The sequence below is a fragment of the Pigmentiphaga kullae genome, from assembly GCF_004216695.1.
GTDB lineage: Bacteria > Pseudomonadota > Gammaproteobacteria > Burkholderiales > Burkholderiaceae_B > Pigmentiphaga > Pigmentiphaga kullae.
The window spans coordinates 1,814,456-1,836,124 of the sequence record NZ_SGXC01000001.1; the positions used below are offsets into that span (position 1 = coordinate 1,814,456).

General features: G+C 68.8%; 23 protein-coding genes and 1 pseudogene. 9 read left to right on the forward strand and 15 right to left on the reverse strand.

What is annotated here, in order from left to right:
- The first annotated feature begins 20 nt into the window (after positions 1 to 20).
- Genes EV675_RS08935 through EV675_RS08955 form a run of 5 tightly spaced genes read left to right on the forward strand, consistent with a single transcriptional unit; the run spans position 21 to position 4,083 of the window.
- Complete coding sequence (locus EV675_RS08935; RefSeq protein ID WP_130356915.1) at positions 21 to 389, forward strand: cupin domain-containing protein; 369 nt, start codon at positions 21 to 23, stop codon at positions 387 to 389.
- A 2-nt stretch (positions 390 to 391) separates the two neighbouring features.
- Positions 392 to 1,186 (forward strand): HpcH/HpaI aldolase family protein, encoded by a 795-nt coding sequence (locus tag EV675_RS08940; protein ID WP_242621365.1) that lies wholly within the window; start codon positions 392 to 394, stop codon positions 1,184 to 1,186.
- Positions 1,183 to 2,115, forward strand: coding sequence for a DUF6282 family protein (locus EV675_RS08945; protein WP_130356917.1), 933 nt, complete (start codon positions 1,183 to 1,185; stop codon positions 2,113 to 2,115). The genes EV675_RS08940 and EV675_RS08945 overlap by 4 nt, the downstream gene beginning before the upstream one ends.
- Positions 2,116 to 2,123: 8 nt before the next feature.
- The gene (locus EV675_RS08950) at positions 2,124 to 2,990 is read left to right on the forward strand and encodes an IclR family transcriptional regulator (protein WP_130356918.1); all 867 of its coding nucleotides are present in this window, start codon (positions 2,124 to 2,126) and stop codon (positions 2,988 to 2,990) included.
- A gap of 40 nt (positions 2,991 to 3,030) precedes the next feature.
- The gene (locus EV675_RS08955) at positions 3,031 to 4,083 is read left to right on the forward strand and encodes a beta/alpha barrel domain-containing protein (protein ID WP_130356919.1); all 1,053 of its coding nucleotides are present in this window, start codon (positions 3,031 to 3,033) and stop codon (positions 4,081 to 4,083) included.
- A gap of 41 nt (positions 4,084 to 4,124) precedes the next feature.
- Here EV675_RS08955 and EV675_RS08960 read toward each other — a convergent pair whose 3' ends face one another.
- The 4 genes from EV675_RS08960 to EV675_RS08975 all read right to left on the reverse strand — a co-directional run bounded on the left by EV675_RS08960 (position 4,125) and on the right by EV675_RS08975 (position 7,948).
- Positions 4,125 to 5,399 (reverse strand): O-acetylhomoserine aminocarboxypropyltransferase/cysteine synthase family protein, encoded by a 1,275-nt coding sequence (locus tag EV675_RS08960; RefSeq protein WP_130356920.1) that lies wholly within the window; start codon positions 5,397 to 5,399, stop codon positions 4,125 to 4,127.
- Positions 5,400 to 5,493: 94 nt separating this feature from the next.
- Positions 5,494 to 6,471 carry a tripartite tricarboxylate transporter substrate binding protein gene (locus tag EV675_RS08965; RefSeq protein ID WP_130356921.1) on the reverse strand — a complete coding sequence of 326 codons (978 nt, stop codon included), beginning with the start codon at positions 6,469 to 6,471 and terminating at the stop codon, positions 5,494 to 5,496.
- 48 nt (positions 6,472 to 6,519) lie between these two features.
- A complete protein-coding gene (gene catC, locus EV675_RS08970) occupies positions 6,520 to 6,798 on the reverse strand; it encodes a muconolactone Delta-isomerase (protein WP_130356922.1) in 279 nt (92 codons plus the stop codon).
- 25 nt (positions 6,799 to 6,823) lie between these two features.
- Complete coding sequence (locus EV675_RS08975; protein WP_130356923.1) at positions 6,824 to 7,948, reverse strand: muconate/chloromuconate family cycloisomerase; 1,125 nt, start codon at positions 7,946 to 7,948, stop codon at positions 6,824 to 6,826.
- A gap of 98 nt (positions 7,949 to 8,046) precedes the next feature.
- Between EV675_RS08975 and EV675_RS08980 the strand changes: the two genes are divergently transcribed.
- On the forward strand, positions 8,047 to 8,958 hold the full coding sequence (locus tag EV675_RS08980; RefSeq protein WP_130356924.1) for a LysR family transcriptional regulator: 912 nt from the start codon (positions 8,047 to 8,049) through the stop codon (positions 8,956 to 8,958).
- Between the two features lie 2 nt (positions 8,959 to 8,960).
- Here the strand turns inward: EV675_RS08980 and EV675_RS08985 are convergent, their stop codons facing one another.
- The 3 genes from EV675_RS08985 to EV675_RS08995 all read right to left on the reverse strand — a co-directional run bounded on the left by EV675_RS08985 (position 8,961) and on the right by EV675_RS08995 (position 11,839).
- Positions 8,961 to 9,731, reverse strand: a complete 771-nt coding sequence (locus EV675_RS08985; protein WP_130356925.1) for a phytanoyl-CoA dioxygenase family protein — start codon at positions 9,729 to 9,731, stop codon at positions 8,961 to 8,963.
- Positions 9,732 to 9,820: 89 nt separating this feature from the next.
- Complete coding sequence (locus EV675_RS08990; protein WP_130356926.1) at positions 9,821 to 10,795, reverse strand: Bug family tripartite tricarboxylate transporter substrate binding protein; 975 nt, start codon at positions 10,793 to 10,795, stop codon at positions 9,821 to 9,823.
- A gap of 81 nt (positions 10,796 to 10,876) precedes the next feature.
- Positions 10,877 to 11,839: a Bug family tripartite tricarboxylate transporter substrate binding protein gene (locus tag EV675_RS08995; protein WP_130356927.1), complete on the reverse strand. Its 963-nt coding sequence runs from the start codon at positions 11,837 to 11,839 to the stop codon at positions 10,877 to 10,879.
- Between the two features lie 122 nt (positions 11,840 to 11,961).
- On the opposite strand from EV675_RS08995, the gene pcaQ reads away from it, so the two are divergent.
- Positions 11,962 to 12,921, forward strand: coding sequence for a pca operon transcription factor PcaQ (gene pcaQ / locus EV675_RS09000; protein ID WP_130356928.1), 960 nt, complete (start codon positions 11,962 to 11,964; stop codon positions 12,919 to 12,921).
- A gap of 72 nt (positions 12,922 to 12,993) precedes the next feature.
- Here the strand turns inward: pcaQ and kdoO are convergent.
- The 5 genes and pseudogenes from kdoO to EV675_RS09025 all read right to left on the reverse strand — a co-directional run.
- Positions 12,994 to 13,848: pseudogene (gene kdoO, locus EV675_RS09005) on the reverse strand (Kdo hydroxylase KdoO); the annotation flags it as partial.
- Positions 13,849 to 13,852: 4 nt separating this feature from the next.
- Positions 13,853 to 14,392 carry a TlpA disulfide reductase family protein gene (locus tag EV675_RS09010; RefSeq protein ID WP_130356929.1) on the reverse strand — a complete coding sequence of 180 codons (540 nt, stop codon included), beginning with the start codon at positions 14,390 to 14,392 and terminating at the stop codon, positions 13,853 to 13,855.
- A gap of 113 nt (positions 14,393 to 14,505) precedes the next feature.
- Positions 14,506 to 15,180: a BON domain-containing protein gene (locus tag EV675_RS09015; protein WP_130356930.1), complete on the reverse strand. Its 675-nt coding sequence runs from the start codon at positions 15,178 to 15,180 to the stop codon at positions 14,506 to 14,508.
- The gene (locus EV675_RS09020) at positions 15,180 to 15,770 is read right to left on the reverse strand and encodes a phosphoheptose isomerase (protein ID WP_124687792.1); all 591 of its coding nucleotides are present in this window, start codon (positions 15,768 to 15,770) and stop codon (positions 15,180 to 15,182) included. The genes EV675_RS09015 and EV675_RS09020 overlap by 1 nt, the downstream gene beginning before the upstream one ends.
- Before the next feature lie 162 nt (positions 15,771 to 15,932).
- Positions 15,933 to 16,430 carry a YraN family protein gene (locus EV675_RS09025; RefSeq protein WP_130356931.1) on the reverse strand — a complete coding sequence of 166 codons (498 nt, stop codon included), beginning with the start codon at positions 16,428 to 16,430 and terminating at the stop codon, positions 15,933 to 15,935.
- Between the two features lie 26 nt (positions 16,431 to 16,456).
- On the opposite strand from EV675_RS09025, the gene rsmI reads away from it, so the two are divergent.
- The gene (gene rsmI / locus EV675_RS09030) at positions 16,457 to 17,386 is read left to right on the forward strand and encodes a 16S rRNA (cytidine(1402)-2'-O)-methyltransferase (protein WP_130356932.1); all 930 of its coding nucleotides are present in this window, start codon (positions 16,457 to 16,459) and stop codon (positions 17,384 to 17,386) included.
- A 129-nt stretch (positions 17,387 to 17,515) separates the two neighbouring features.
- On the opposite strand, the gene EV675_RS09035 is transcribed toward rsmI, so the two are convergent.
- Both EV675_RS09035 and EV675_RS09040 read right to left on the reverse strand, forming a co-directional pair.
- Positions 17,516 to 18,391 (reverse strand): IclR family transcriptional regulator, encoded by an 876-nt coding sequence (locus tag EV675_RS09035; protein ID WP_165404510.1) that lies wholly within the window; start codon positions 18,389 to 18,391, stop codon positions 17,516 to 17,518.
- An 81-nt stretch (positions 18,392 to 18,472) separates the two neighbouring features.
- A complete protein-coding gene (locus EV675_RS09040; RefSeq protein WP_130356934.1) occupies positions 18,473 to 19,141 on the reverse strand; it encodes a cupin domain-containing protein in 669 nt (222 codons plus the stop codon).
- 174 nt (positions 19,142 to 19,315) lie between these two features.
- On the opposite strand from EV675_RS09040, the gene EV675_RS09045 reads away from it, so the two are divergent.
- A complete protein-coding gene (locus tag EV675_RS09045) occupies positions 19,316 to 20,572 on the forward strand; it encodes an MFS transporter (RefSeq protein ID WP_130356935.1) in 1,257 nt (418 codons plus the stop codon).
- A 13-nt stretch (positions 20,573 to 20,585) separates the two neighbouring features.
- Here EV675_RS09045 and EV675_RS09050 read toward each other — a convergent pair whose 3' ends face one another.
- On the reverse strand, positions 20,586 to 21,668 hold the full coding sequence (locus EV675_RS09050) for a septal ring lytic transglycosylase RlpA family protein (protein WP_165404511.1): 1,083 nt from the start codon (positions 21,666 to 21,668) through the stop codon (positions 20,586 to 20,588).
- Position 21,669: the final 1 nt, after the last annotated feature.

Below are 21,669 nucleotides of genomic sequence, written 5' to 3' on the forward strand. Positions count from 1 at the left end.
AGCGAACTCAAGGAGGCGGTATGGCATTGGCGAATCTGCATAACTGGAACGATCTGTCCAGGGAGACCGTTCGCAAGGGCGTGGAGCGGGTCGGTTTTCGCGGCGACGACGTGATGTGCGTCATGAACTGGCTCACGCCGGGCATGGATACCAATCCGCACAGCCACACGTTCGAACAACTGGTGATCATCGTGCAGGGGCGGGTGCGCTTCCATCTGGGCGACGAAGTGGTCGAGGGCGGCCCGGGCAGCATGATTCGCATTCCGCCGCACGTGGTGCACTACGCCGAGCCCGTGGGCGACGAGGTGGTCCTGAACCTGGATGTGTTCGCGCCGCTGCGGGAAGACTACAAGCATCTGGTCGAGTACCAGCGCGCCGAGTTCGAATGACCATGGCCGCCGCGAACCAGGCGTTCCGCACCCGCCTGCGCGAGCGCGCGCCGCTGGGCGGGACGTTCGTCAAGACGCCCGCGTACCAGCACGTCGAGATCGCCGGCGGCGCCGGCCTGGACTTCGTCGTGCTCGATGCCGAGCATGCCGTGTTCGATCCGGCCCAGCTGGACCAGTGTGTGCTGGCCGCCCGTGCCGCAAGCACGGCGGCGGTCGTGCGCCTGCCCGATCCCGGCGCCTCCAGCGTGCTGCGCGTGCTGGACATGGGAGCCGCGGGCGTGCTGGTGCCGCACGTGGTCGACGCCGCGTGCGCCCGCGAGATCGTCGCGCGGACGCGTTACGCCAGCGGTGTCCGCGGCTACAGCAATTCGCCGCGCTCGGGCGGATACGGCGCGCTGCCCATGGCCCGCCACATGCGGGAGGCCGATGCCGGCGCCAGCGTGCTGTGCCAGATCGAGGACCGCGCGGGCGTGGACAACATCGACGAGATCGCCGCCGTGCCCGGGGTCGATTGCCTGTTCATCGGACGCGCGGACCTGGCCGTTTCTTATGGCGTGGCGGAGCTCGATCACCCGCTGGTCGCGCAGGCGGTCGACAAGGTGATCCAGGCCGGAGCGGCCGCCGGGGTCGCCGTGGGCATTTTCCTGCCCGACGCCGGCGCGCTGGCCGCCTACGCCGCCCGCGGCGTCAGTCTGTTCGTGATCGGCTCCGACCAGAGCTGGCTGCGTACCGCCGCGCTGGGCCTGAACGGGCATATGACCGCGGCCTTTCTTCAAACATCGGAGTGCAAACCATGAATACTTCCGCCGTCGCAACACCGGCCGCCGAGCTGGATCCCCGCGTCGAAAACCTCGTGCGGGGCGCCATCGACCTGCATTGCCACAGCGGCCCGTCGGTGATGGCTCGCTACCTGGACCACCTGGAGGCCATGCGGGAAGCTTCCGAGGCCGGTCTGAAGGCCGTGCTGCTGAAAGACCACTATTATTCGGCCACCCCGGTCACCTATCTGCTGAACAAGCACTTCAGCAACCTGGGCGTGCTCATGCTGTCGGGCGTGCCGCTGAACAACGCGGTGGGCGGCCTGAACGTGCACGCGGTCGAGCACGGCATCAAGCTGGGCGCGCGCCTGGTGTGGATGCCGACGTTCTCGTCGGCCAACCACATCGACCATCACAAGCAGGATCACAAGTTCACCGAGAAATTCCCGCAGACCAAGAAGAAGATGATCGATCCGGTGCCGCTCACGGTGCTGGATGCCAACGGCAAGCTCAAGGAAGAGGTCAAGGACATCCTCGACCTGATCGCCGAGGCCGACGTGGTGCTGTCGGCGGGGCACCTGCATATCTCGGAGATCTGGCCGCTGTTCGACGAGGCCCGCAAGCGGGGCGTCAAGCGCCTGCTGGTCAATCATCCCACCTACGTGGTGGATGCCACGCTCGACGACATGAAGGTGCTGGCGCGCGATGGCGTCTACATGGAGCATTCGATGTGCATGTGGGTGCCCGGCTCCAAGTTCAAGTTCTACGAGCCGGAGTTCCTGCGCCAGATCATCGAGGCCGGCACGGTGGACCGGACCATACTCGGGTCGGATCTGGGCCAGCAGGGCAATCCGCGGATCGTGGACGGTTTCCGCCACGTGATCCGCACCTGCCTGGACCTGGGCTACGGCGAGGCGGAAGTTCGTAAAATGACTTCCACGAACGCATCCGCCCTGATGGGTATCTAAGGAGAGGTATGAGGACCAGCGCCGCAAAGAAGACGGAACCGGAAGCACCCGCGACCTCGGCCAAGGGGGCGGGACCCGCGCTGCTGGAGTCGGTGGCCATCGTCTTCACGATACTCGATCAACTGGCCGCGGCGCGACGTCCGCTGGGCGTGACCGAGCTGGCGCTGGCCATCGACGAGCCCAAGCCGCGCGTCTACCGGCACCTGGCTTCCCTGCGGCAGCTCGGCGTCGTCGAACAGGACCTGGTCAGCGAGAAATACCGGCTGGGCGCCAAGCTGGTGTCCTACGGAACGGCCGCGGGCGAGCAGTTCGACCTGCGGCTGATCGCCGATCCCTACCTGACGCAGCTGCGCGACCAGACCAGCCAGACGGCGCTGCTGTCCGCGGTCACCGAGGATTCGGCGCTGGTGATCTCGTCGGTGGAGTCGACCAACCAGGTCTGCATCACCGTCAAGCCCGGCAACCGCGTGCCGCACCATTGCTCGGCCCAGGGTCGGATCGTGCTGGCCTACTGCGACCCCGCCACGCAGCGCAAGATCCTCCGGCGCGAGCTGCAAGCCTATACCGACCGCTCCATGGTCGAACCGGCGCGCATCCTGGAACGGCTGGCGCTGATACGCGAGCGGCTGTTCGAAGAAGCCAACGGCGAAGTGCTCGAAGGCATCAACGTGCTGGCCGCGCCCATTTTCCGCGGCGCCGAGAAGGGCGACGAGCTGATGGGCATCATAGGCGTGATCGGCGCGAGCAAGGACGTGCCTTCGCCGCCGCCCCCCGGAATGGTCAAGCTGGTGCAGCAGGCCGCGGCGGCGCTGACCGAGCGCCTGAACGGGGTTTCCTACGAGCGCCTGGGGTTGGCCCGCGCCGGGAAGAACTGAAGCGATCCGGGCGTGCCCGTCGCAATCCGAAGAGAATTCCATGTCCAGACTCGAAGTGGCAGTGGGGGCACTGCCCTTGAAGAATCCCGTGATCTGCGGATCGGGGGAACACACCATGACGGCCGACGGTATCCGCGCCGCCCTGCGGGCGGGCGTGGGGGCCGTGGTCGCCAAGTCCGTCAATGAATCGGCCGCGGCCAAGCAGCAGTTGGACCGCACCGACTACGCGCTGCTGGGCAGCGACTGGCGCCGGCTGCCTTGGAACTTCGCGCCGCCGGCGGACGCGCAGCTGCTGTGCCGCTCGGGCCTGATCCAACTGGAGTTCGAGCCCTGGATGGAGCAACTGGTCGCGCTGGATCGCGAAGCCGCGGCGCAGGGCGCCTACGTCATCCCCAGCCTGATCCTGAGCGATCTCGACCAGTGCGCGCGCTATGCGCGGGCCATCGAGCAGATGGGCCTGCGGGTACTGGAAGTGAACATCGGCGCGCCCCATGGCGAGGAAGCGGCGCGCGGCGCCATCGTGCTGGAACGCAGCAGCGAACGCATCACGGCCATCGTCCGCACGCTGCGTGCCGCGACCCGGCTGCCGCTGTGGATCAAGCTGACCGGGCAGAGCGAGGACGTCGCGGCCCTGGCCGACGCGGCCAGACAGGCGGGCGCGGACGCGGTCGTGATGATGGGACGCTTCATGGGCTTCCTGCCCGACCTGGACACCGAAGCGCCCGTGCTGGGCACTTCCGCCGCGCTGGGCGGCGGCTGGGCGCTGCCGCTGACGGCGCGCTGGCTGGCGCTGAGCCGCAGGCGGCTCGGGCCGGACTATCCGCTGCTGGCCACCAACGGCGCGCGCAGCGGCCATGACGTGGCCCGGTTCCTGCTGGCCGGCGCCTGTGCCACCGAGATGACCTCGGCCGTGTTCACCGGCGGCTACGAGGTGCTGGCGCGCAGCGTGCGCGAACTGGACGAGTACGTGCAGAGCCGGGGCAAGCGCGCCGCCGACCTGCTGGGCGTGGCGGCCGACCGGCTGGCGTCCTACGCCGACCAGGACTCGCGCCCCGGGTACTGGCAGACCTTCGTGCCGCCCGCGGCGGCCTGAGCCGTCGCAACAGGCAGCCCTGGGGCTGCCTTGTTCCCGGATCAGGCCGCGGCCAGCGCCTGGTCCAGGTCGGCGATCAGGTCGTCCAGGTGCTCGATGCCGATGGACAGTCGCAGCATGTCCTCGCTCACGCCGGCCTTCTTCAGCTCGTCGGCGTCGAGTTGGCGGTGGGTGGTGGAAGCGGGATGCGTGGCCAGCGAGCGCGCGTCGCCGATATTGACCAGCCGTGTGAAGAGCTTGAGCGCGTCCAGCACCCGGGCGCCGGCTTCGCGGCCGCCGGTCTTCAATCCGAACGACAGGATGCCCGAGGCGCGCCCGCCCATGTAGCGCCGGGCCAGACGGTGGTCGGGGTGGCCCGGCAGCCCGGCGTAGTTGACCCAGCCCACCTTGGGGTGGTCCTGCAGGTACTGGGCGATGGCCTGGCTGTTGTCGCAGATGCGGTCCATGCGCAGGGGCAGGGTCTCGATGCCTTGCAGCACCAGGAAGGCGTTGAAGGGCGACAGCGCGGCGCCGGTATTGCGCAGCGGCACGACGCGCGCCCGGCCGATGAAGGCCGCTTCGCCCAGGGCTTCGGTGTAGACCACGCCGTGGTACGAGACGTCGGGCTCGTTCAGCCGGCGGAAGCGGTCCTTGTGCTTCGCCCAGGGGAATTTTCCGCTGTCCACGATGGCGCCCGCCATGCTGTTGCCGTGGCCGCCCATGTACTTGGTCAGCGCGTGCACCACGATGTCGGCGCCGTGCTCGAACGGCCGGCACAGATAGGGGCTGGGCACGGTGTTGTCCACGATCAGGGGGATGCCGTGGGCGTGCGCGATGTCCGCCAGGGCGGCGATGTCGGTGACGTTGCCCAGCGGGTTGCCCACCGATTCGCAGAAAATGGCCTTGGTCCGCGCATCGATCAGCGGGGCGAACGAGGCGGGGTCGGACGGATCGGCGAAGCGCGTCTCCAGTCCCTGCTGCGGGAAGGTATGGGCGAACAGGTTGTAGGTGCCGCCGTACAGGGTACTGGCCGCGACGATGTTGTCGCCGGCTTCGGCGATGGTCTGTATGGCATAGGTGATGGCCGCCATGCCCGAGGCCAGCGCCAGCGCGCCCACGCCGCCTTCGAGCGCGGCCACGCGCTTCTCCAGCACGTCGGTCGTGGGGTTCATGATGCGGGTGTAGATGTTGCCCGGCACCTTCAGGTCGAACAGGTCGGCGCCGTGCTGCGCGCTGTCGAAGGAATAGGCGACCGTCTGGTAGATGGGCACGGCCACCGCGTGGGTCGTGGGTTCGGGGCTGTAGCCGGCGTGTACCGCCAGGGTTTCTATTTTCATGGGCTGTCTCCGCAGGTTGCGCTTCGATGAACGGCGCATTATGCGCGAGGATGCGCATCGGAAACAGCCCTTGGGAGCAGGGCCCGCCTGCGCCTTACTCCATCCTGATCCCGCGCGACTCGATCAGCTCGCGCCCGCTCTTGATCTCCGATGCAAGGTAGTCGCGCAGCTCGGCGGGCGATCCGCCTATGGGTTCGGCGCCGATCGAGGCCAGCGTGCCCTGCACCTTGGGTGTCTTGAGCGCGTCGCGCATGGCCCGGTTCAGCTTGTCGATGACGGCGGGCGGCGTGCCGGCCGGGGCGAAGGCAGCGAACCACGGCGTCAGTTCATAGCCGGGCAGGCCGGCCTCGGCCACCGTCGGCACGTTGGGCAGCGCGGCCGACCGCTTCCTGGTGGTGACCGCGATGGGGACGAGCTTGCCGGCGTCGATGTGCGGCTTGGACGAGGTGATGCTGTCGAACATGTAGTCGACCTGCCCGCCCAGCATGTCGGCGATCGCCGGGCCGCTGCCCTTGTAGGGCACGTGCAGCATCTGCACGCCGGCCATCTTGGCGAACAGCTCGCCCGCCAGGTGGATGGAGGTGCCCACGCCGGCCGAGGCATAGGTGTACTTGCCGGGATGCGCCTTGGCCAGCGCGATGACTTCCGGCACGGTCCTGGCCTGGATGCGCTGCGGATTGACCACCAGCACGTTGGGAACGACGGCCAGCAGCGAGATGGGCGTGAAGTCCTTGACCGGATCGTAGGCCATGTCCGGATACAGCGCGGGATTCACCGCCATGCCGTTGGCCACGATCATGATGGTGTAGCCGTCCGGCCTGGCGCGCGCCACCGCGGTGGCGCCGATGTTGCCGCCAGCGCCCGCGCGGTTCTCGATCACGAAGGACTGGCCCAGGCTCTTGCCCATGGCTTCGCCCAGCGTGCGGGCGATGTTGTCCATGGCGCCGCCCGGCGGGAAGGGAACGATCCAGCGAACGGGACGGTCCGGATAATTGTCGCCTGCGGCCGCGGCGAGCGGCAGGGCAGACAGGGCGGCAAGGGCCAGGGCGGTCGTCTTGTGCAAGGGTTTCATCGTTGTCTCCGATATGAATAGTAGATACGGATGGGCCGCCGGGGGCGTTCAGTGGATGGACGAGGGGTGGCGGGCCAGCGGCGTGACGTGGATCTGCATGTACGGAAACAGCGGCAGCGACGACAGCAGGGTATGCAGCTCGTCGTTGTCGGCCACGTCGAAGATGCTGTAGTTGGCGTATTCGCCCACCACGCGGTAGAGCTGCGGCCATTTGCCCTGCCGTTGCAGGCCCTGGGAATAGGCCTTCTCGGTGGCCTTCAGCGCATCGGCTTCTTCCTTGGGCATGGACGGCGGCAGGCGGACATCCATGCGGACGAGGAACAACATGTGATTCTCCTGGTGATGCGGCGCTTCAGCGATCGCGGCGATAGCGCCTGAGTTTTTCTTCGTCCAGCGCCAATCCCAGACCTGGTCCGGTGGGCAGCGCCATCGAAAATTCCTGATAGGCGGGGCGCTGCCGGACGACGTCGTCGACCAGCAGCAAGGGGCCGAACAGTTCGGTGCCCCATTCCAGCCGGGGCAGCGTGGCGAAGGCGTGCGCGGCAGCCACAGTGCCTATGCTGCCTTCCAGCATGGTGCCGCCGTACAGCGCCATGCCCGCGGCGTCGCCGACCGCGGCGGTGCGCAGCACTTCGTAGAGGCCGCCCGACTTGGAAATCTTCAAGGCCAGGACGTCGGCCGCGCCCTGGCGGGCGAGATCCATGGCGTCTTCGGGGCTGTGCACGGCCTCGTCGGCCATGATGGGCACGACGAAGCGCGCCGCCAGCCTGGCCATGCCGGCGCGATGGGCGCGTGGCAGCGGCTGTTCGATCAGGTCGACCCCGGCCGCTTCCAGCCGGGCAATGCCGGTGGCCGCCTGCGATTCGCTCCAGGCCTGGTTCACGTCCACGGTCACGCGCGCCCGCGCGCCCAGCGCCTCCTTGATGGCGCAGACGTGGGCCACGTCCTCGGCCACGGAGCGGCGGCCGATCTTCAGCTTGAAGGTGTCGTGCCGCCGCGCGGCCAGCAGGGACTCGGCCTCTTCGATGTCGCGCCGGGTATCGCCGCTGGCCAGCGTCCAGAGCACGGGCACGGCATCGCGCACGGCGCCGCCCAGCAACGTCGAGACCGGCACGCCCAGGCGCTTGCCCTGCGCATCGAGCAGCGCCGTCTCCAGCGCCGACTTGGCGAAAGTGTTGCCGCGCGCCACCCGGTTCATGCGCTGCGCCGCGGCCAGCACGTTCGAGGCATCCAGCCCCAGCAGCGCCGGGGCCAGGTAGGTGTCGATGGCGAGCTTGATGCCCTCGGGGCTTTCCTCGCCATAGCTCAGCCCACCGATGGTGGTGGCTTCTCCCAGCCCTTCCATGCCGTCGGAACACCGCAGGCGCACGATGACGAGCGTCTGCACGTTCATGACCGTCATCGCCAGTTGGTGGGCACGGATGGTGGGCAGGTCGACCAGGATGGCCTCGATCGACTCGATGCAGGGGGAAACCATACTTTTCCGGTTCGTTTTGATTCGGGAAGTCAGTATGGGATTCGATTTTTCGTGCGTCCAAGACTATATTCGGCGTTTTCAATACCAAAAAAGTATCGATGGACGTCAAGCAGCTCCGATACTTCCAGGCCGTGGCGCAGGAAATGAACGTCACGCGCGCGGCCGAGAAACTACACATGGCCCAGCCGCCGCTCAGCCGTCAGATCCGTGCGCTCGAAGACGAACTCGGGGTGCTCCTGTTCGAGCGCACGGGGCGATCGCTGCGATTGACGGAGGCCGGCCGCTTCCTGCTCGAGCATTCGCTGCAATTGACGGCGCGCTTCCAGGAAATCGCCGAGGCCACGCGCCGCATCGGCCAGCAAGGGCGGCGCTGGTTCGGCGTGGGCTTCGTGCCGTCCACGCTGTACGGCTTCGTGCCGGAGCTGATACGCCGCCTGCGGGGCGCGGACCGGCACGTCGAAGTGGGCCTGTCCGAGTTGACGACCCTGCAGCAGATGGAGGCGCTCAAGGCGGGGCGCATCGACATCGGGTTCGGGCGCATCCTGTTCGACGATCCGGATATCGAACGCAAGGTGCTGATGGCCGAGCCGCTGGTAGCGGTGGTGGCGCGCTCGCACCCGCTGGCCAGGCGCGCGCGGCACGGGGTGCGCGCGGCCGAACTGGCGGTGCAGCCCTTCATCCTGTATCCGGCGCGCCCCCGGCCCAGCTATGCCGATCATGTGCTGGGCTTGTTCCGCGCGGCCGGCCATGGGCTGGACGTGGTCCAGGAAGCCAACGAACTGCAGACCGCCATCGGGCTGGTCGCGGCCGGACTGGGCGTGACCGTGGTGCCCGCGTCGGTGCAGCGCCTGCAGCGCGAAGACATTGCCTATGTGCCGCTGGACAGCCCGGGCTTCACCTCGCCGGTGATCGTGAGCCGCCGCCGGGACGACCGTTCACCGTTCCTGCTGCAGGCCAGCGCGCTGGCCGACGAACTGGCGGCCCAGGAGTCGCGCGCGCATGCGCGCTAGGCTCAGCCGCCTTCCAGGCTGATGCTGCCCTTGGCCGCCGACCGGGTGCCGGGCAGGGGACGGTTGCTGGCGGCGTGATAGGTGAACACCGCCGAGAACTTCACCTCGTCCGTGGCGTTGCGATCGGCCGCGTGCAGGGTATTGCAGTGGAAAAACATCACATCGCCGGCATGCAGTTCCGGCACGATGGCGCGCTCGATGATCGCGCGGTTGGCGGGCAGGTCGTCGCGGAAGAACTTGCGCTCGTCGAAGCGCGAGGCATCGAAGCTTTCCCGGTGCGATCCCGGCACCAGGTGCAGCGCGCCGTTGCGGTCCGCTTCGTCGCCCAGGGCCAGCCAGATCGAGACCATGTCGTCGCGCTGGAACGACCAGTAGCGAAAGTCGCGGTGCCAGCCCGTGAGCGTGCCGTAGCGCGGGTGCTTGGTCATGACGCAGTTGTGATGGGCCAGCGACAGCCTGGCCGGCTCGCCGAAATACGCCGCCATCCAGTCGCGGATGGGCGCACAGGTCGCGTACTGCCGATAGGCCTCGTCGCGCGACCATGCATCCAGCAGCCGTCGCACCGTCCGCCCACCGTCGGCCTCGCGCGAGGTCGGGGCGCCGGGATAACCCAGGTCCGCCTCGTACTCGATGGGCTCGATATGGGCATTGAGCTGCGCGCGCGCAATCTGCAGCAGCGCCGCGCAGGCATCGTCATCCAGGAAATTGCGCACCACCACCAGACCATCCCGGCGCAGTGCCGCGATCTGTTCATCGCGTGACAGGCTAGCCATGCTGCTCTAACACAGGAGAAGAAAAATCAGCTGACTAGGATACGCCTAATTTGACCGAGTCCCATCCCGCATCGCGCCCTGGAGGGCTTCTACTCCACCGTGATCTTGTTCGCCGTCGCCAGATCCTTCCAGCGGCGGGTCTCCCCCTGGATGAAGCTGGCGAACTCGGCCGGCGTGCTGCCCACGGTGTCCAGTCCTAGCTTGTTCAGCTTGGCGCGCGTGTCCGGATCCTGGACCGCCGCCTTGACCTCCTTCGCCAGGCGGTCGACCACCGCCGCCGGCGTGCCCTTGGGCAGGAAGAAGCCGTTCCATTCCAGCACTTCGAAGTTCTTGAAGCCGTTTTCCGCGATGGTGGGCGTATCGGGCAGCGCGGCCATGCGCTTGGCGGAGGTGACGGCCAGCGCTTTCAGGCGGCCGGACTGGACGTAGGACAGGCCCGACGCGGCGTTGGCGAAGTAGGCGTTCACCTGTCCGCCCATGACGTCCGCCAGGGCCGGGGCGCCGCCCTTGTAGGGCACGTGCAGCATGTCGATGCCGGCCTGGTTCTTCAGCAGTTCGCCCACCAGATGGGCGGGGCTGCCGGCGCCGTACGAGGCGTAGCTGACCTTGCCCGGATGCTGGCGGGCGTAGTCCACGAATTCCTTGAAGCTTTTGTAGGGGGCGTCGGGGTGGACGACCAGGATGTTCGGCACCGTGATCGCCAGCGACACGGGCACGAGGTCCTTGTCCGGATCGAAGGGCATCTTGCGCAGCGCGGGGTTCACCGCGTAGGTCGAGGCGTCGTACAGCACGGTATAGCCGTCCGGCGCGGCCTGGGCCACCGCCTGCGCGCCTATCATGCCGCTGGCGCCCGGCCGGTTGTCGATCACGACTTGTGTGCGCAGCGCGGTGCCCAGCCGCTGAGCGATCACCCGCGCCGCATTGTCCGCGCCGCCGCCGGCCGAGTAGGGAACGATGACGCGGATGGGGCGGCTGGGATAGTCCTGGGCGTGGCTGGGCGATGCGCCAGCCAGCGCAAGCGTGGCAACGATGCCGGTGGCGGCCAGACGGGTGAATACGGGCATGGGGGGTCTCCGAAGGCGGATGTCTTGTCGGCGCGGCCGCTGCGTGGCGGCCTGCCCCCGTAGTGTAGTAGCCGGGAAGGCCTATTCCCTTATATCGATGCGTTTTACCACCTCGGCCCATTTCGCTGTGTCGCGCTTGAGCGTTTCCGCGGCCTGCGCGCCCACCTGGCCCACCGGCGTCAGGTCGAGCGAAGTCAGGCGCTGGCGCACGGGCGCTTCCTGCAAGGCCGCCGCCACGGCTTCCTGCAGCGCCTTCACCACGGCGGCCGGCGTATCCTTGGGCGCCATCAGGTACTGGTTGAACGAGGCGTCGATGTTGGGCAGGCCGACCTGCGGCAAGGTCGGCACGGTGGGCGCCATGGGCGAGGGCCGGGCCGAGGATACGGCCAGCGCGGTCAGCCGTCCGCCCTGGACGTTGGGCAGCACGGTGGGCGTCGCCAGGAAGCCGCAGTCGACCTGGCCGCCCATGACGTCGGTCATCGCCGGGCTGGGGCCCTTGTAGGGAACGTGGGTCATGGCGACGCCGGCCTTGCTCAGGACCAGTTCGGCCGCGAGGTGGCCGGGCGAGCCCTGGCCGCCGGACGCATAGGTCATCGGCGTCTGCCGGGCGCGCGCGATCAGTTGCTCCATGGACGTGAGCTTGAGCGCGGCGTTGCACACCATCATCTGGTTGAAGTTGGCCACCAGCGAAACCGGCACGAGGTCGGTGCGCGGGTCGAAGTCCATCTTCTTGTAGACGAAGGGGTTGACCGTGACCACGGTGTCGGGCGTGACCAGCAGCGTGTAGCCGTCGGGCGCGGCCTTGGCCACCTGCTGCGCGGCCAGGCCGTTGTTGGCGCCGGCGCGGTTCTCGACCACGAAGGTCTGCTTGAAGCGGCTGCCCAGGCGCTCGGCCAGGACGCGGGCGACCATGTCCGAGGGCGCCCCCGGCGGCGAGCCGACCAGGACGCGTACCGGCTTGGCCGGGTAGTCGGATTGCGCGTGCGCGAAGGGAGAGATGGCAAGAATGGCGGCGGCCAGCAGGGCTGGTCGAAGGACGGGCATGGTCTCGCTCCTGATGCTGATGTTTTGCCGCAGTGTATTTAGTTATTTTGGTTATGAAAAATGAAAAATAAGAAGCGATGATTTCCTTTTGGTTATGATTCGGGCTGACCAGGAGAGGATGCATGCAGGAACACGGCATAACCATGGGGCTGGGCCGCATCAAGCTGCGGCACCTCCAATGCCTGGTCGCCATCGCCGCGTACCGCCACATGGGTCAGGCGGCCGATGCGCTGGGCATCTCGCAGCCGGCCATCTCCAAGACCCTGGCGGAGCTCGAGGACGTGGTGCAGGCGCAGCTCGTGGTCCGCAGCAAGCGCGGCGCGTCGCTGACGGACAAGGGGCGCGTGCTGCTGGGCTACGCCGGCAGCAGCCTGCGCACGCTGCGCGAGGGCCTGGACCACGTGTCGTCGGCCGTGCGGGACGACGTGGCCGTCATCGCGATCGGCACGCTGCCCACCGTCGCCCCCACCATCGGACCGCAGGCGGCCAGCCTGTTCAAGCGCCAGTGGCCGTCGGTGCGGCTCAGCGTGCACACGGGCGTGAACGCCGGGCTGCTGGCGCTGCTCAAGCAGGGCGAACTGGACCTGGTGCTGGGGCGCGTGGCCGAGCCCTCGGAAATGCTGGGCCTGTCGTACGAGCACCTGTACGAGGAGCCGGTCGTGGTGGTGGCGCGGCCGGGGCATCCGCTGGCGCGGGCCCGCCGGGTGGAGCCCGAAGAGATCGCTGCCTGCGGCATGGTGGTGCCGCTGCCGGGCACGGCCATCCGCCACACCATCGATTCGTACATGGTCAGGCACGGCGTGGGCGTGGGGCGCGAGGCGATCGAGACCCTGTCCGATGCCTTCGCCCGGTCCTACGTGGCCCATACCGACGCGGTCTGGATGATCGCGCTGGGCGTGGTCGAGCACGACCTGCGCGCCGGCAGCCTGGTGCGGCTGGCCTGCGACACGCAGCACACCTCGGCCTCGGTCGGGTTGACGCTGCGCAGCGACGCGGTGCCTTCGCATGCGGTGCGGGCGTTGATCGAATGCATACGCGCCGCGGCCGCGCAGCGGCGCGAGCGGGCCGAAGGAAATCTCTGAAGCGGCCGCGCGGGCGAGGCTCTTTTTAGGGTGAACAGGCCCTAGTGTGCGGCGGCCACCTGCCGCTCCAGCACCCGCTGGGGCGACAGCATCCGGATGCGCCATGGCCGATACCGGCAGCAGATATGTCTGCTCCAGCATGAACTGCCCCGTCATGGCCGCATGCGGAGTCTGGTCCGAGAAGCAGATCCAGGTGCTGCCCGGCGGGAACTCGATGCTTTCCTGGAGCCCGTCGCGCTGGTAGCCGGCATCGGCCTTCATGCGGTCGTGCAACTGCAGCATGAAGTGGTCGTAGGCGCTGCGGCGGCTCTTGGTGATGTGCAGCTTGTGCAGCAGCCAGGCCACGCCGGGGCGGTAGGCCGGCATCTGCGGCAGGTAGCGCGCCGACAGCGTGTCGAAGGCTTCGCCCACCCGCCACAGGCGGGTGTCGCCGTGCGGGTTGATGTTGTTGAAGACGCGCAGGATGCGTTGTTCGCCCACCGGCCGCGAAGGGAAGGCGTCGACGTGCAGGCGGGTGTCGTCCTTGCGCCAGGACATCTTCCAGGTGCCGATGCGATGCAGGCGCAGGCTGGTGGTGGGCGCGTGCAGGTGCGAGGCGTACTCGGGCAGCAGGCGGTCCAGGAAACGGCGCGTGGTCTCGTAGTAGCGGCGCACCAGCGCGCCGATGGCGGCCTGGCGCTCGTCTTCCACGGCCACGCCGGTCAGCTTGCCGGTCGTGGCGTTCAGGCTGATGTTCTTGCGCTTGGGGTCGACCAGCGCGGGGTCGAGCAGGCCGGTCTCGGCCTGGCTCAATTCGAACCGCAATTCGGGGAAGTACAGGACCTTGCCTTGTTCCAGTTCGGCCACGGGCGTGGACGCGCCGGCCTGGCCGGGCGCGTCGTTCCAGGAGCGGTGATCGATGCGGACGATGCGGGAGGGCGCGCTCATGGCGTCAGCTGGCCAGCGCCTTCTCGATCGTGGCGTGGAACTCGGCCACGTTGGGCTCGCCCAGGTAGCGCTTGATGATGCGGCCCTGCTTGTCGATCAGGAACGAGGTGGGCGTGAGCTTGACGTCCTCGAAGCTGCGCGCGATCTCGCCCATCGGGTCGAGCGCGACCTTGAAGGGCAGCTCGCGCGACTGCGCGAAATTGAGCACGTAGTTGGCCGGGTCGTAGCTCATGGCCACCGCGACCATTTCATAGCCCTGCGGCGCGTATTTTTTGTAGGTCTCGACCATCATCGGCATTTCCTTCACGCAGGTCACGCAGCTGGTGGCCCAGAAGTTGACCAGTACCACCTTGCCGCGCAGGCTTTCGGTGGTGAACGTGTCGCCGTGGATGGAGGTGAAGGTGGTGTCGGGCGCCTTGGCGGCGGGGGCCAGCGCGAACCAGGCGCCGGCGGCGGCCAGCAGCGCGACCACGAGGATGGCGGCCAGCTTGGCGGCACCGCGCTGGGCGCGGGCGGTTCCGTTGAAGGGGGCAGAAATCGGCATAGGGGGCGATCCGTTGCGTGGCGGGCAGGGCGGCGCGTGTCCGCGCCCGCGATGCGGCCCATTATAGGCCGGGATGCGCGGCCCGCCCGCGTCGCGGCGGGCGGGGGCGGCGGTCAGCGGCTGCCGGACGCGCCGCTGGCGGCCTGCGACTGGTCCTGCTCGGCCTTCACCTTGGACAGGTCCTGCAGTTCTTCTTCGGTGATGTAGTCGAATACCTTGACCACCTTCTTGACGCCGCTCACGCCGGCGGCGATCTCAGCGCCGCGCTTGCCTTCGCGTTCGGTGACGCGGCCCATCAGGTAGGCCACGCCGTTCTCGACCGTGATGCGGAAGGAGTTGGCGAAGAGGTCCTTGGCGTCCACCAGCGAGGCCTTGATCTTGCCTTCGATGAAGACGTCGTTCGAGCGGGTGGCCAGCGAGGTGGGGATGCCGACCTGGAGCTCGTTCACGATGGCGCGGACGTTCTCGACGCCGCGCGCCTGTTCCTCGGCGTCGCGCTTGGCGGCCTCGTCGGGGACTTCGCCGGTCAGCAGCAGCTTGCGGTTGTAGGCGTTGGCGTTGATGTGGCCCTTGTCGCCATAGCGGCCCGACAGGCGGCTGGATGTCTTGAGCTCGATGTTCTTGTCCTCGACCTGGATGCCCACGGTGCGGCGGTCGGTGGCGGCCATCGTGCCGACGTAGGCGCTGCCCAGGACGATGGGGGCGCAGGCGGACACCGCCCACGCCGAGCTTGCGACCACGAGGGCCAGGACCAGGGGGCGTACCGAAGCGGCCGGTTTGCGAAACATCAGAGATCTCCCAGCAGTTGAGCGTCGATGCCGTCGCACATGGCGTGCAGCAGCAGGATGTGGACTTCCTGGATGCGCAGGGTGCGGTCGTGCGGCACGCACAGGTGCACGTCGTCTTCCGTCAGCATCTGGCCGATGCGGCCGCCGCCCTTGCCGGTCAGCGCGATGACGCGCAGTTCGCGGGAATGGGCGGCTTCGATGGCCTCGATCACGTTGGCCGAGTTGCCGCTGGTGGAGATGGCCACCAGCACGTCGCCCGGCTGGCCGAGCGCGTTGACCTGCTGGGAGAACACCCGGTCGTAGCCGAAGTCGTTGCCGACCGCGGTCAGGATGGAGGTGTCGGTATTGAGCGCGATGGCGCCCAGCGGCAGCCGTTCGCGTTCGAAGCGGCCGACCAGTTCGGCGGCGAAGTGCTGGGCGTCGGCGGCCGACCCGCCATTGCCGCAGGCCAGGATCTTGCCGTTGTTGGACAGGCTGAACACCAGCGCGTCCACGGCGGCCGCGGTGGGCGCCGACAGGGTGTCCTGGCAGTGTTCGAACAGCGCGACGGCGTCGCGGAAATGGGCGGATATGCGGGCGATAAGGTCCATGCCGGGATTATCTCATGCAGGGGAAACGGCCGGCTTGCCGGCCGCGCCGGCAAGTGTGTCCGCTGTAACCGGCCGTGACGCCCCGGTTGCGGGCGGCGGCCATGGCGTTGGAGCGGTTTGGGCAATGATAGTTTCCCTGGCCGGCCGATGGGAGTCCGTTCGCTATCGGAAGCCGGGCAGCGCTTCGAGCGAAAAGGCGTGCCGTATCCAGCGCGGCGGGGCATCGGCCTCGAAGGCCAGGACGTCGAAGCGGCAGGCGGGCAGCGGCCCCTTCCAGCAGGTGCGCAGGAAATAGGCGGCCGTGCGCGCCAGGCGCAGCCGCTTGGCCGGGCCCACGCTGGCCGCCGCGCCGCCGTAGCGGCCACGGGCACGCGCGCGGACCTCGACGAAGACCAGGACGGCGCCCTCGCGCATGACCAGATCGATTTCGCCGGCGCGGCAGGCCACGTTGCGGGCCACCAGGACCAGCCCGGCGGCGCGCAGGTGCGCCAGCGCCTCGCTCTCGGCCCGGTCGCCGGCCTGCTGCGCGGGCGAGCGGCGGGGCGGCGGGGCCGTTTCCCGCCGGCGATCCGGACGGGGGCGGCGGCGTGCCGCCCGCCGCTGCGCCGCATGGGCCAGGGCGTAGGCCTGGACGTCGGCCTGGGTGTCCGCCGCCGTCATGGGCGCCCGCGCGGTATCCTCGCGCCATGGACAACGAAATCGAATCCTCCCGGCCCGCCGCGGGCGCCTGGGAACGGCTGGCGGACAAGGTGGCGGCGCAACATTGGCCCGCCCCGGCGCTGTATGTGGTGGCCACGCCCATCGGCAACCTGGGCGACCTGAGCCTGCGCGCCCAGGCCTGCCTGCAGCGGGCCGACGTGATCGCCGCCGAAGACACGCGCATGACTCGCCCCCTGCTGGATGCCTGGGGCATTTCCACCCCGCTGATGGCCGCCCACCGGCACAACGAGGCGCAGGCGGCCCAGGCCATCGTCGGCAGGCTGGCCGCGGGCGAACGGGTAGCCCTGGTCTCGGATGCGGGCGCACCCGGCGTCAGCGATCCCGGTTCGCGTATCGTGCGCGAGGTGCGCGCGGCCGGCCACCCGGTGGTGCCGGTGCCCGGCGCAAGCGCCGTGATCGCCGCGCTGATGGCCAGCGGCGCGACCTCGGACGAGAACCCGGCGTTCGTCTTCGCCGGCTTTCCGCCACCCAAGGCGGCCGCCCGGCAGCGCTGGCTGGCCCAGTGGTGCGCGTTGCCGGCGCCGGTGGTCATGTACGAATCGCCGCATCGGATGGCCGCGACCATGGCCGACCTGCTGGCGGTCTGCGGCGCCGCGCGGCAACTGACCGTGGCGCGGGAGCTGACCAAGCGCTTCGAGGAAATCGCCACCGTGCCGCTGGCCGGGGCCCAGGCCTGGCTGGCCGCGCATCCGCAGCGCGCGCAGGGGGAGTTCGTGCTGATCGTGGAGGCCGCGCCCGAGGAAGCGGCGGGCGCGCTGGATGCCCGGGCCGACGAGGTGTTGCGGGCGCTGCTGGAGGTATTGAGCGTGCGGGACAGCGCGAAGGTGGCGGCCCGTATCACCGGCGCGCCGCGGGACGCCTTGTATGCCCGCGCGCTGGCGCTGAAGGACGCGTAGCGGAAAGGACGCCAGGCCGGCGCGGGCAGGAGCGGGAAGGAGCATGGCGTGGCGACCGGAACGCGGGTCGTCCAGCATGCCTCAATCGGACGGGCGCCGGCGCGCGGGTAGGACAGGCGTGTCCCGGTTTCAGCGCGCGGCCGTGCCCGCCTGACCCGCGCCCAGGACGGCGGAAATCGCGGCGGCCGCCTGCATCAGCTCGCTCACGGTGTCGGGATGGGCCCGCGCCGGCAGGTAGTGGATCGAGGCGACGATGGCCAGGGCGCCGAACAGCGAGCCGTCGGCCTGGAAGATCGGCGCCGCCAGGGCGTTGATGCCGGTGAAGATTTCCTCGGGCGCCTCGGCCCAGCCGCGCTGGTGGACGAGTTGGATCTCGGCCCGCAGGCGGTCGGGATCGGTGATGGTCTTGGGTGTGCTGGCCGCCAGGGGCTGGGACAGTACCGCGTCGCGCAGCGACGGCGGGCCGAAGGCCAGCACGACCTTGCCCTGGGCCACGGTGTGGAAGCCGGGGAACTGGGTGCCGGGGCTGAGCAGGATCTCCAGCGCGCTGCGGCCCCGTACGACGTCCAGCACGACGACCTTGTTGGGGTCGAAGGTGGTGATGACGATAGTCTGCCCGACGCGGTTGCGCAGGTCTTCCATGATGGGCTTGGCCAGCGATACGACGTCGAACTGCTGCACCAGCTTGCGTCCCAGCAGGAACAGGCGCCAGCCCACGCGGTAGCGGCTGGTGCGCTTGTTCTGGGTGACATAGCCCTGCTGGCGCAGGGCGGTCAGGTGACGATGCACCCGCGCCTTCGGCATCCCGAGCAGTTCGGCCAGTTCCGTGACCCCGCATTCGGTGCCCTGGGCCGCCATCAATTCCAGGATGCGCAGGGAGATGACCGAGGTCGACGAGATCGCCGCCTCGTCGCCCGAGGTCGGCAGCGCATGGCCGGTCTGGGCGTCGTCCGCGGCGGGAGCGGTGGCGTCGGGGGGCAGGAGGTCCGGGGCGGGGGGATGCATGGATCGAAGCGTGTCTTGGCAAGGCCGGTGGGTTCTCGATGGACGCATGTCCGCCCCGGCCGGGGGCCGGGAAGATGCCCGTCAGGGCAGGGTCAGCATGCGCTCGCCGTACACATGATAATGCTGACGCTTGGGCTTGCCGGCGTCTTCCGGCAGAACGTAGCGCAGGGAGCTGCGCTGGCGGCATCCCTGGGGCAGGATGAAACACCGGATGAAGCTGGTATCCGTGGCCTCGGTGGTGGGAGCCAGGACCGGGGCGTGGCCCAGTTCGAACCAGGCCGAGCCCGCCGGGTGGACGGTGGTCTTGCCCTGGGTCTCGATGGTGATCTCGCCCTTCAGGCAGCAGCGGATGCCGGGGCCCTGGTGCACGTGCGTCAGCGCCACGCCGCCGGGCGGGAAGTCGACGCGGTCGCAGCGCATCAGCCAGTCGAACTGGCTGTCCAGTTCGATCTCCTGTTGCAGCTTGAGGGTGGACGTGGCGCCGGGGGCGCTGCGCAGCGTGCCCGCGGGGGCATCGGGCGCCACCAGTTCCCAGCGCCACAGCACGGCGTCTTCCTCGCCGGCCACCAGCGCGATCGGGTCCTGGCCCACCCAGGCCGATTCCTGGCGCTGGTGCTGGGTGCCGTCCGGGAATTCCACCGTGACCCCGCCCTGCACGACGTAGACCGACCGCGGCATGCGCGGCAGATAGACCGGCGCATGGCCGGCGGGAATGCTGTCTTCGTAAAGCCTGATGATGAAACTGCGCATGGATGACTCCTGAGGCTATGGCCGGCCCCATGCCGGGCAACGGACCAGTTTGTATCGATAAACAATACGTTCGTATCATTTATCGTAAACCATGAATGCATGGCTTGTGAATATTCGGATAGAATATTTATCGATACGTTTGTATCGTTAATCGATACATCAAGGAGACGAAGTATGGCATCCTCCGCGACCTCGCTATCCGGCGTGGCCCAGGAAAAATGGTACGTAGGGCGTACCAAGGAACAATGGCGCGCGTTCGGTTCGGCCTACATAGGCTGGATGCTGGACATCATGGATCTGATGCTGTTCGCCATGGTGATCACGCAGATGCGGGCCGAATTGAACTTCGACAGCGGCGCGGCCGGCGTCATCGCCTCGATGACGCTGCTGGCCACGGCCTTCGGCGGCCTGATTTTCGGCTTCCTGGCCGACCGGCTGGGCCGCACGCGATCGCTGGTGCTCAGCATCGCGTGCTATTCCATCGGCACGGCCCTGTGCGGGTTCTCGCAGAACGTCACGCAGTTGCTGATCTTCCGCTTCCTGCTGGGACTGGGGGTGGGCGGGGAATGGTCGGCCGGCGCGGCCCTGGTTACCGAGACATGGCCGGCCAAGCACCGCGGCAAGGTCATGGCCTGGGTGCAGAGCGCCTTCGCCGCCGGCTACGCGCTGGCGGCCATCGTCGCGGCGCTGGTGCTGCCCACGCTGGGCTGGCGCTGGGTGTTCGCGGTCGGCCTGGTGCCGGCGCTGTTTGCGTTCTGGGTGCGCCGCCATGCGTCCGAGCCGGAGATCTGGGCGGGCCAGAAAGAGCGCCTGGGCGTCGGCGCCACCCTGAAGCTGCTGTTCGGCCAGCACCTGCGCAGCACGGTGGTCGGCCTGGCCTTCACCGCCGCGGCCATGTGCGGCTACTGGGGCCTGTTCACCTGGATCCCGACCTATCTGGCCACGCCCGTCAGCGCGGGTGGCGCCGGCCTGGACCTGACCAAGTCCACGACCTGGATCGTCATCATGCAGGTGGGCGCGGCGCTGGGCTTCATCTGCTTCGGCTACATCGCCGACCGGATCGGCCGCCGCATGGCTTTCATCCTGTTCTTCCTGCTCTCGGCCGTGTGCGTGCCGCTGTACGTGCAGATCGAATCCAGCCTGGTGCTGCTGGCGTTCGGGCCGCTGGTCGCCTTCGTCGGCACCGGCTTCTACAGCGGTTTCGCGCCCACCTTCGCCGAGCTGTTCCCGACCAGCATCCGCGCGACCGCGCAGGGCTTCATCTACAACACCGGCCGGGCCACCAGCGCGCTGGCGCCGGCCGCGGTGGGCTTTTTCTCGGCCACCCACGGCGTCGCCAGCGCCCTGGGAGCCACTGCAGGGTTCTTTGCGCTGGCCGCGGTCATCGTGTATTTCTTCCTGCCCGAGACCAAGGGCGGCGAGCTGGAATAGCGGCGGCGCCCGGTCAGCGCACGACGATGACCGGGGCGATGTCCAGCCGCGCCTGCACGCGCTGCGCGGCCGCCAGCGCGCTCTCGCGCGAGGGGTAGGGGCCCAGGTGCACGCGGTGCAGGCTGTCGGAGTTCACGATGCGCAGCGGTTCGGTCTGGTCCCCCAGCTGGGTCCGGATCCGGGCCGCCAGGTCCTCGGCGTTGCGCTGGCCGCTGAAGGCGCCCACTTGCAGGAAAATGCCCGATTGCGGCGACGACACCACCGGCGTTGCGGCCGCCAGTGGGACCTGGACGCCGCCCGCCATGGGAGCGGGGCTTGCCGGCGGGGCGGAAGCCAGCGGCGGCAGTTCCCGTACCTGGCCGGCCGGCGCCTGCGTGGCCACCGGTATGGCGACCACCTCGGCCTCGGCCACCGGGGCGGGGGCCGAGGCCAGCATGGGGGCGCTGCCGCGTTCGTTGCGGATCCTGGCGATTTCCTCCGGACCCAGCCACTCGACCTCGACCTCGCCGCTGCCCTGCGACAGCAGGCCCAGCTTGTAGGCGGCGGTGTAGGAAAGATCGATGATGCGGTCGCTGTGGAAGGGGCCGCGGTCGTTCACGCGCACGATCACCGATTTGCCCGTCCCGACCCGCGTGACGCGGGCGTAGCTGGGGATGGGCAGCGTGGTGTGGGCCGCGGTCATCGCGTACATGTCGTAGATTTCGCCGTTCGACGTGCGCGCGCCATGGAACTTGCGCCCGTACCACGATGCGATCCCGCGTACCTTGTAGGGCTGCATGGAGGTGTCGGGCACGTAGCGCTTGCCGAAGATCACATAGGGCTTGTTGGCGCCGCTGGCCAGGGGTTCCACGGCCGGTAGCGGATCGGGCACCAGGTCCAGGTTGGCGGGCGGGTTGGACGGCGGACCATCGTCCTTGTAGTAGCCGCCGCCGCGCGAACCCGAGCCCGACGGCCCCTTGGGCGTGGTGCCGCAGGCGGCCAGGAGCACCGTGGCGCAGACCGCCGCCCAGAGCAGGGGGCCATCGATCCTCCCGCGCGGGGGGCGGCTGGTGGTGGGGCGCGCGCCAGGCAGGGGAGGCCGGTCGGTCTGCTTCATC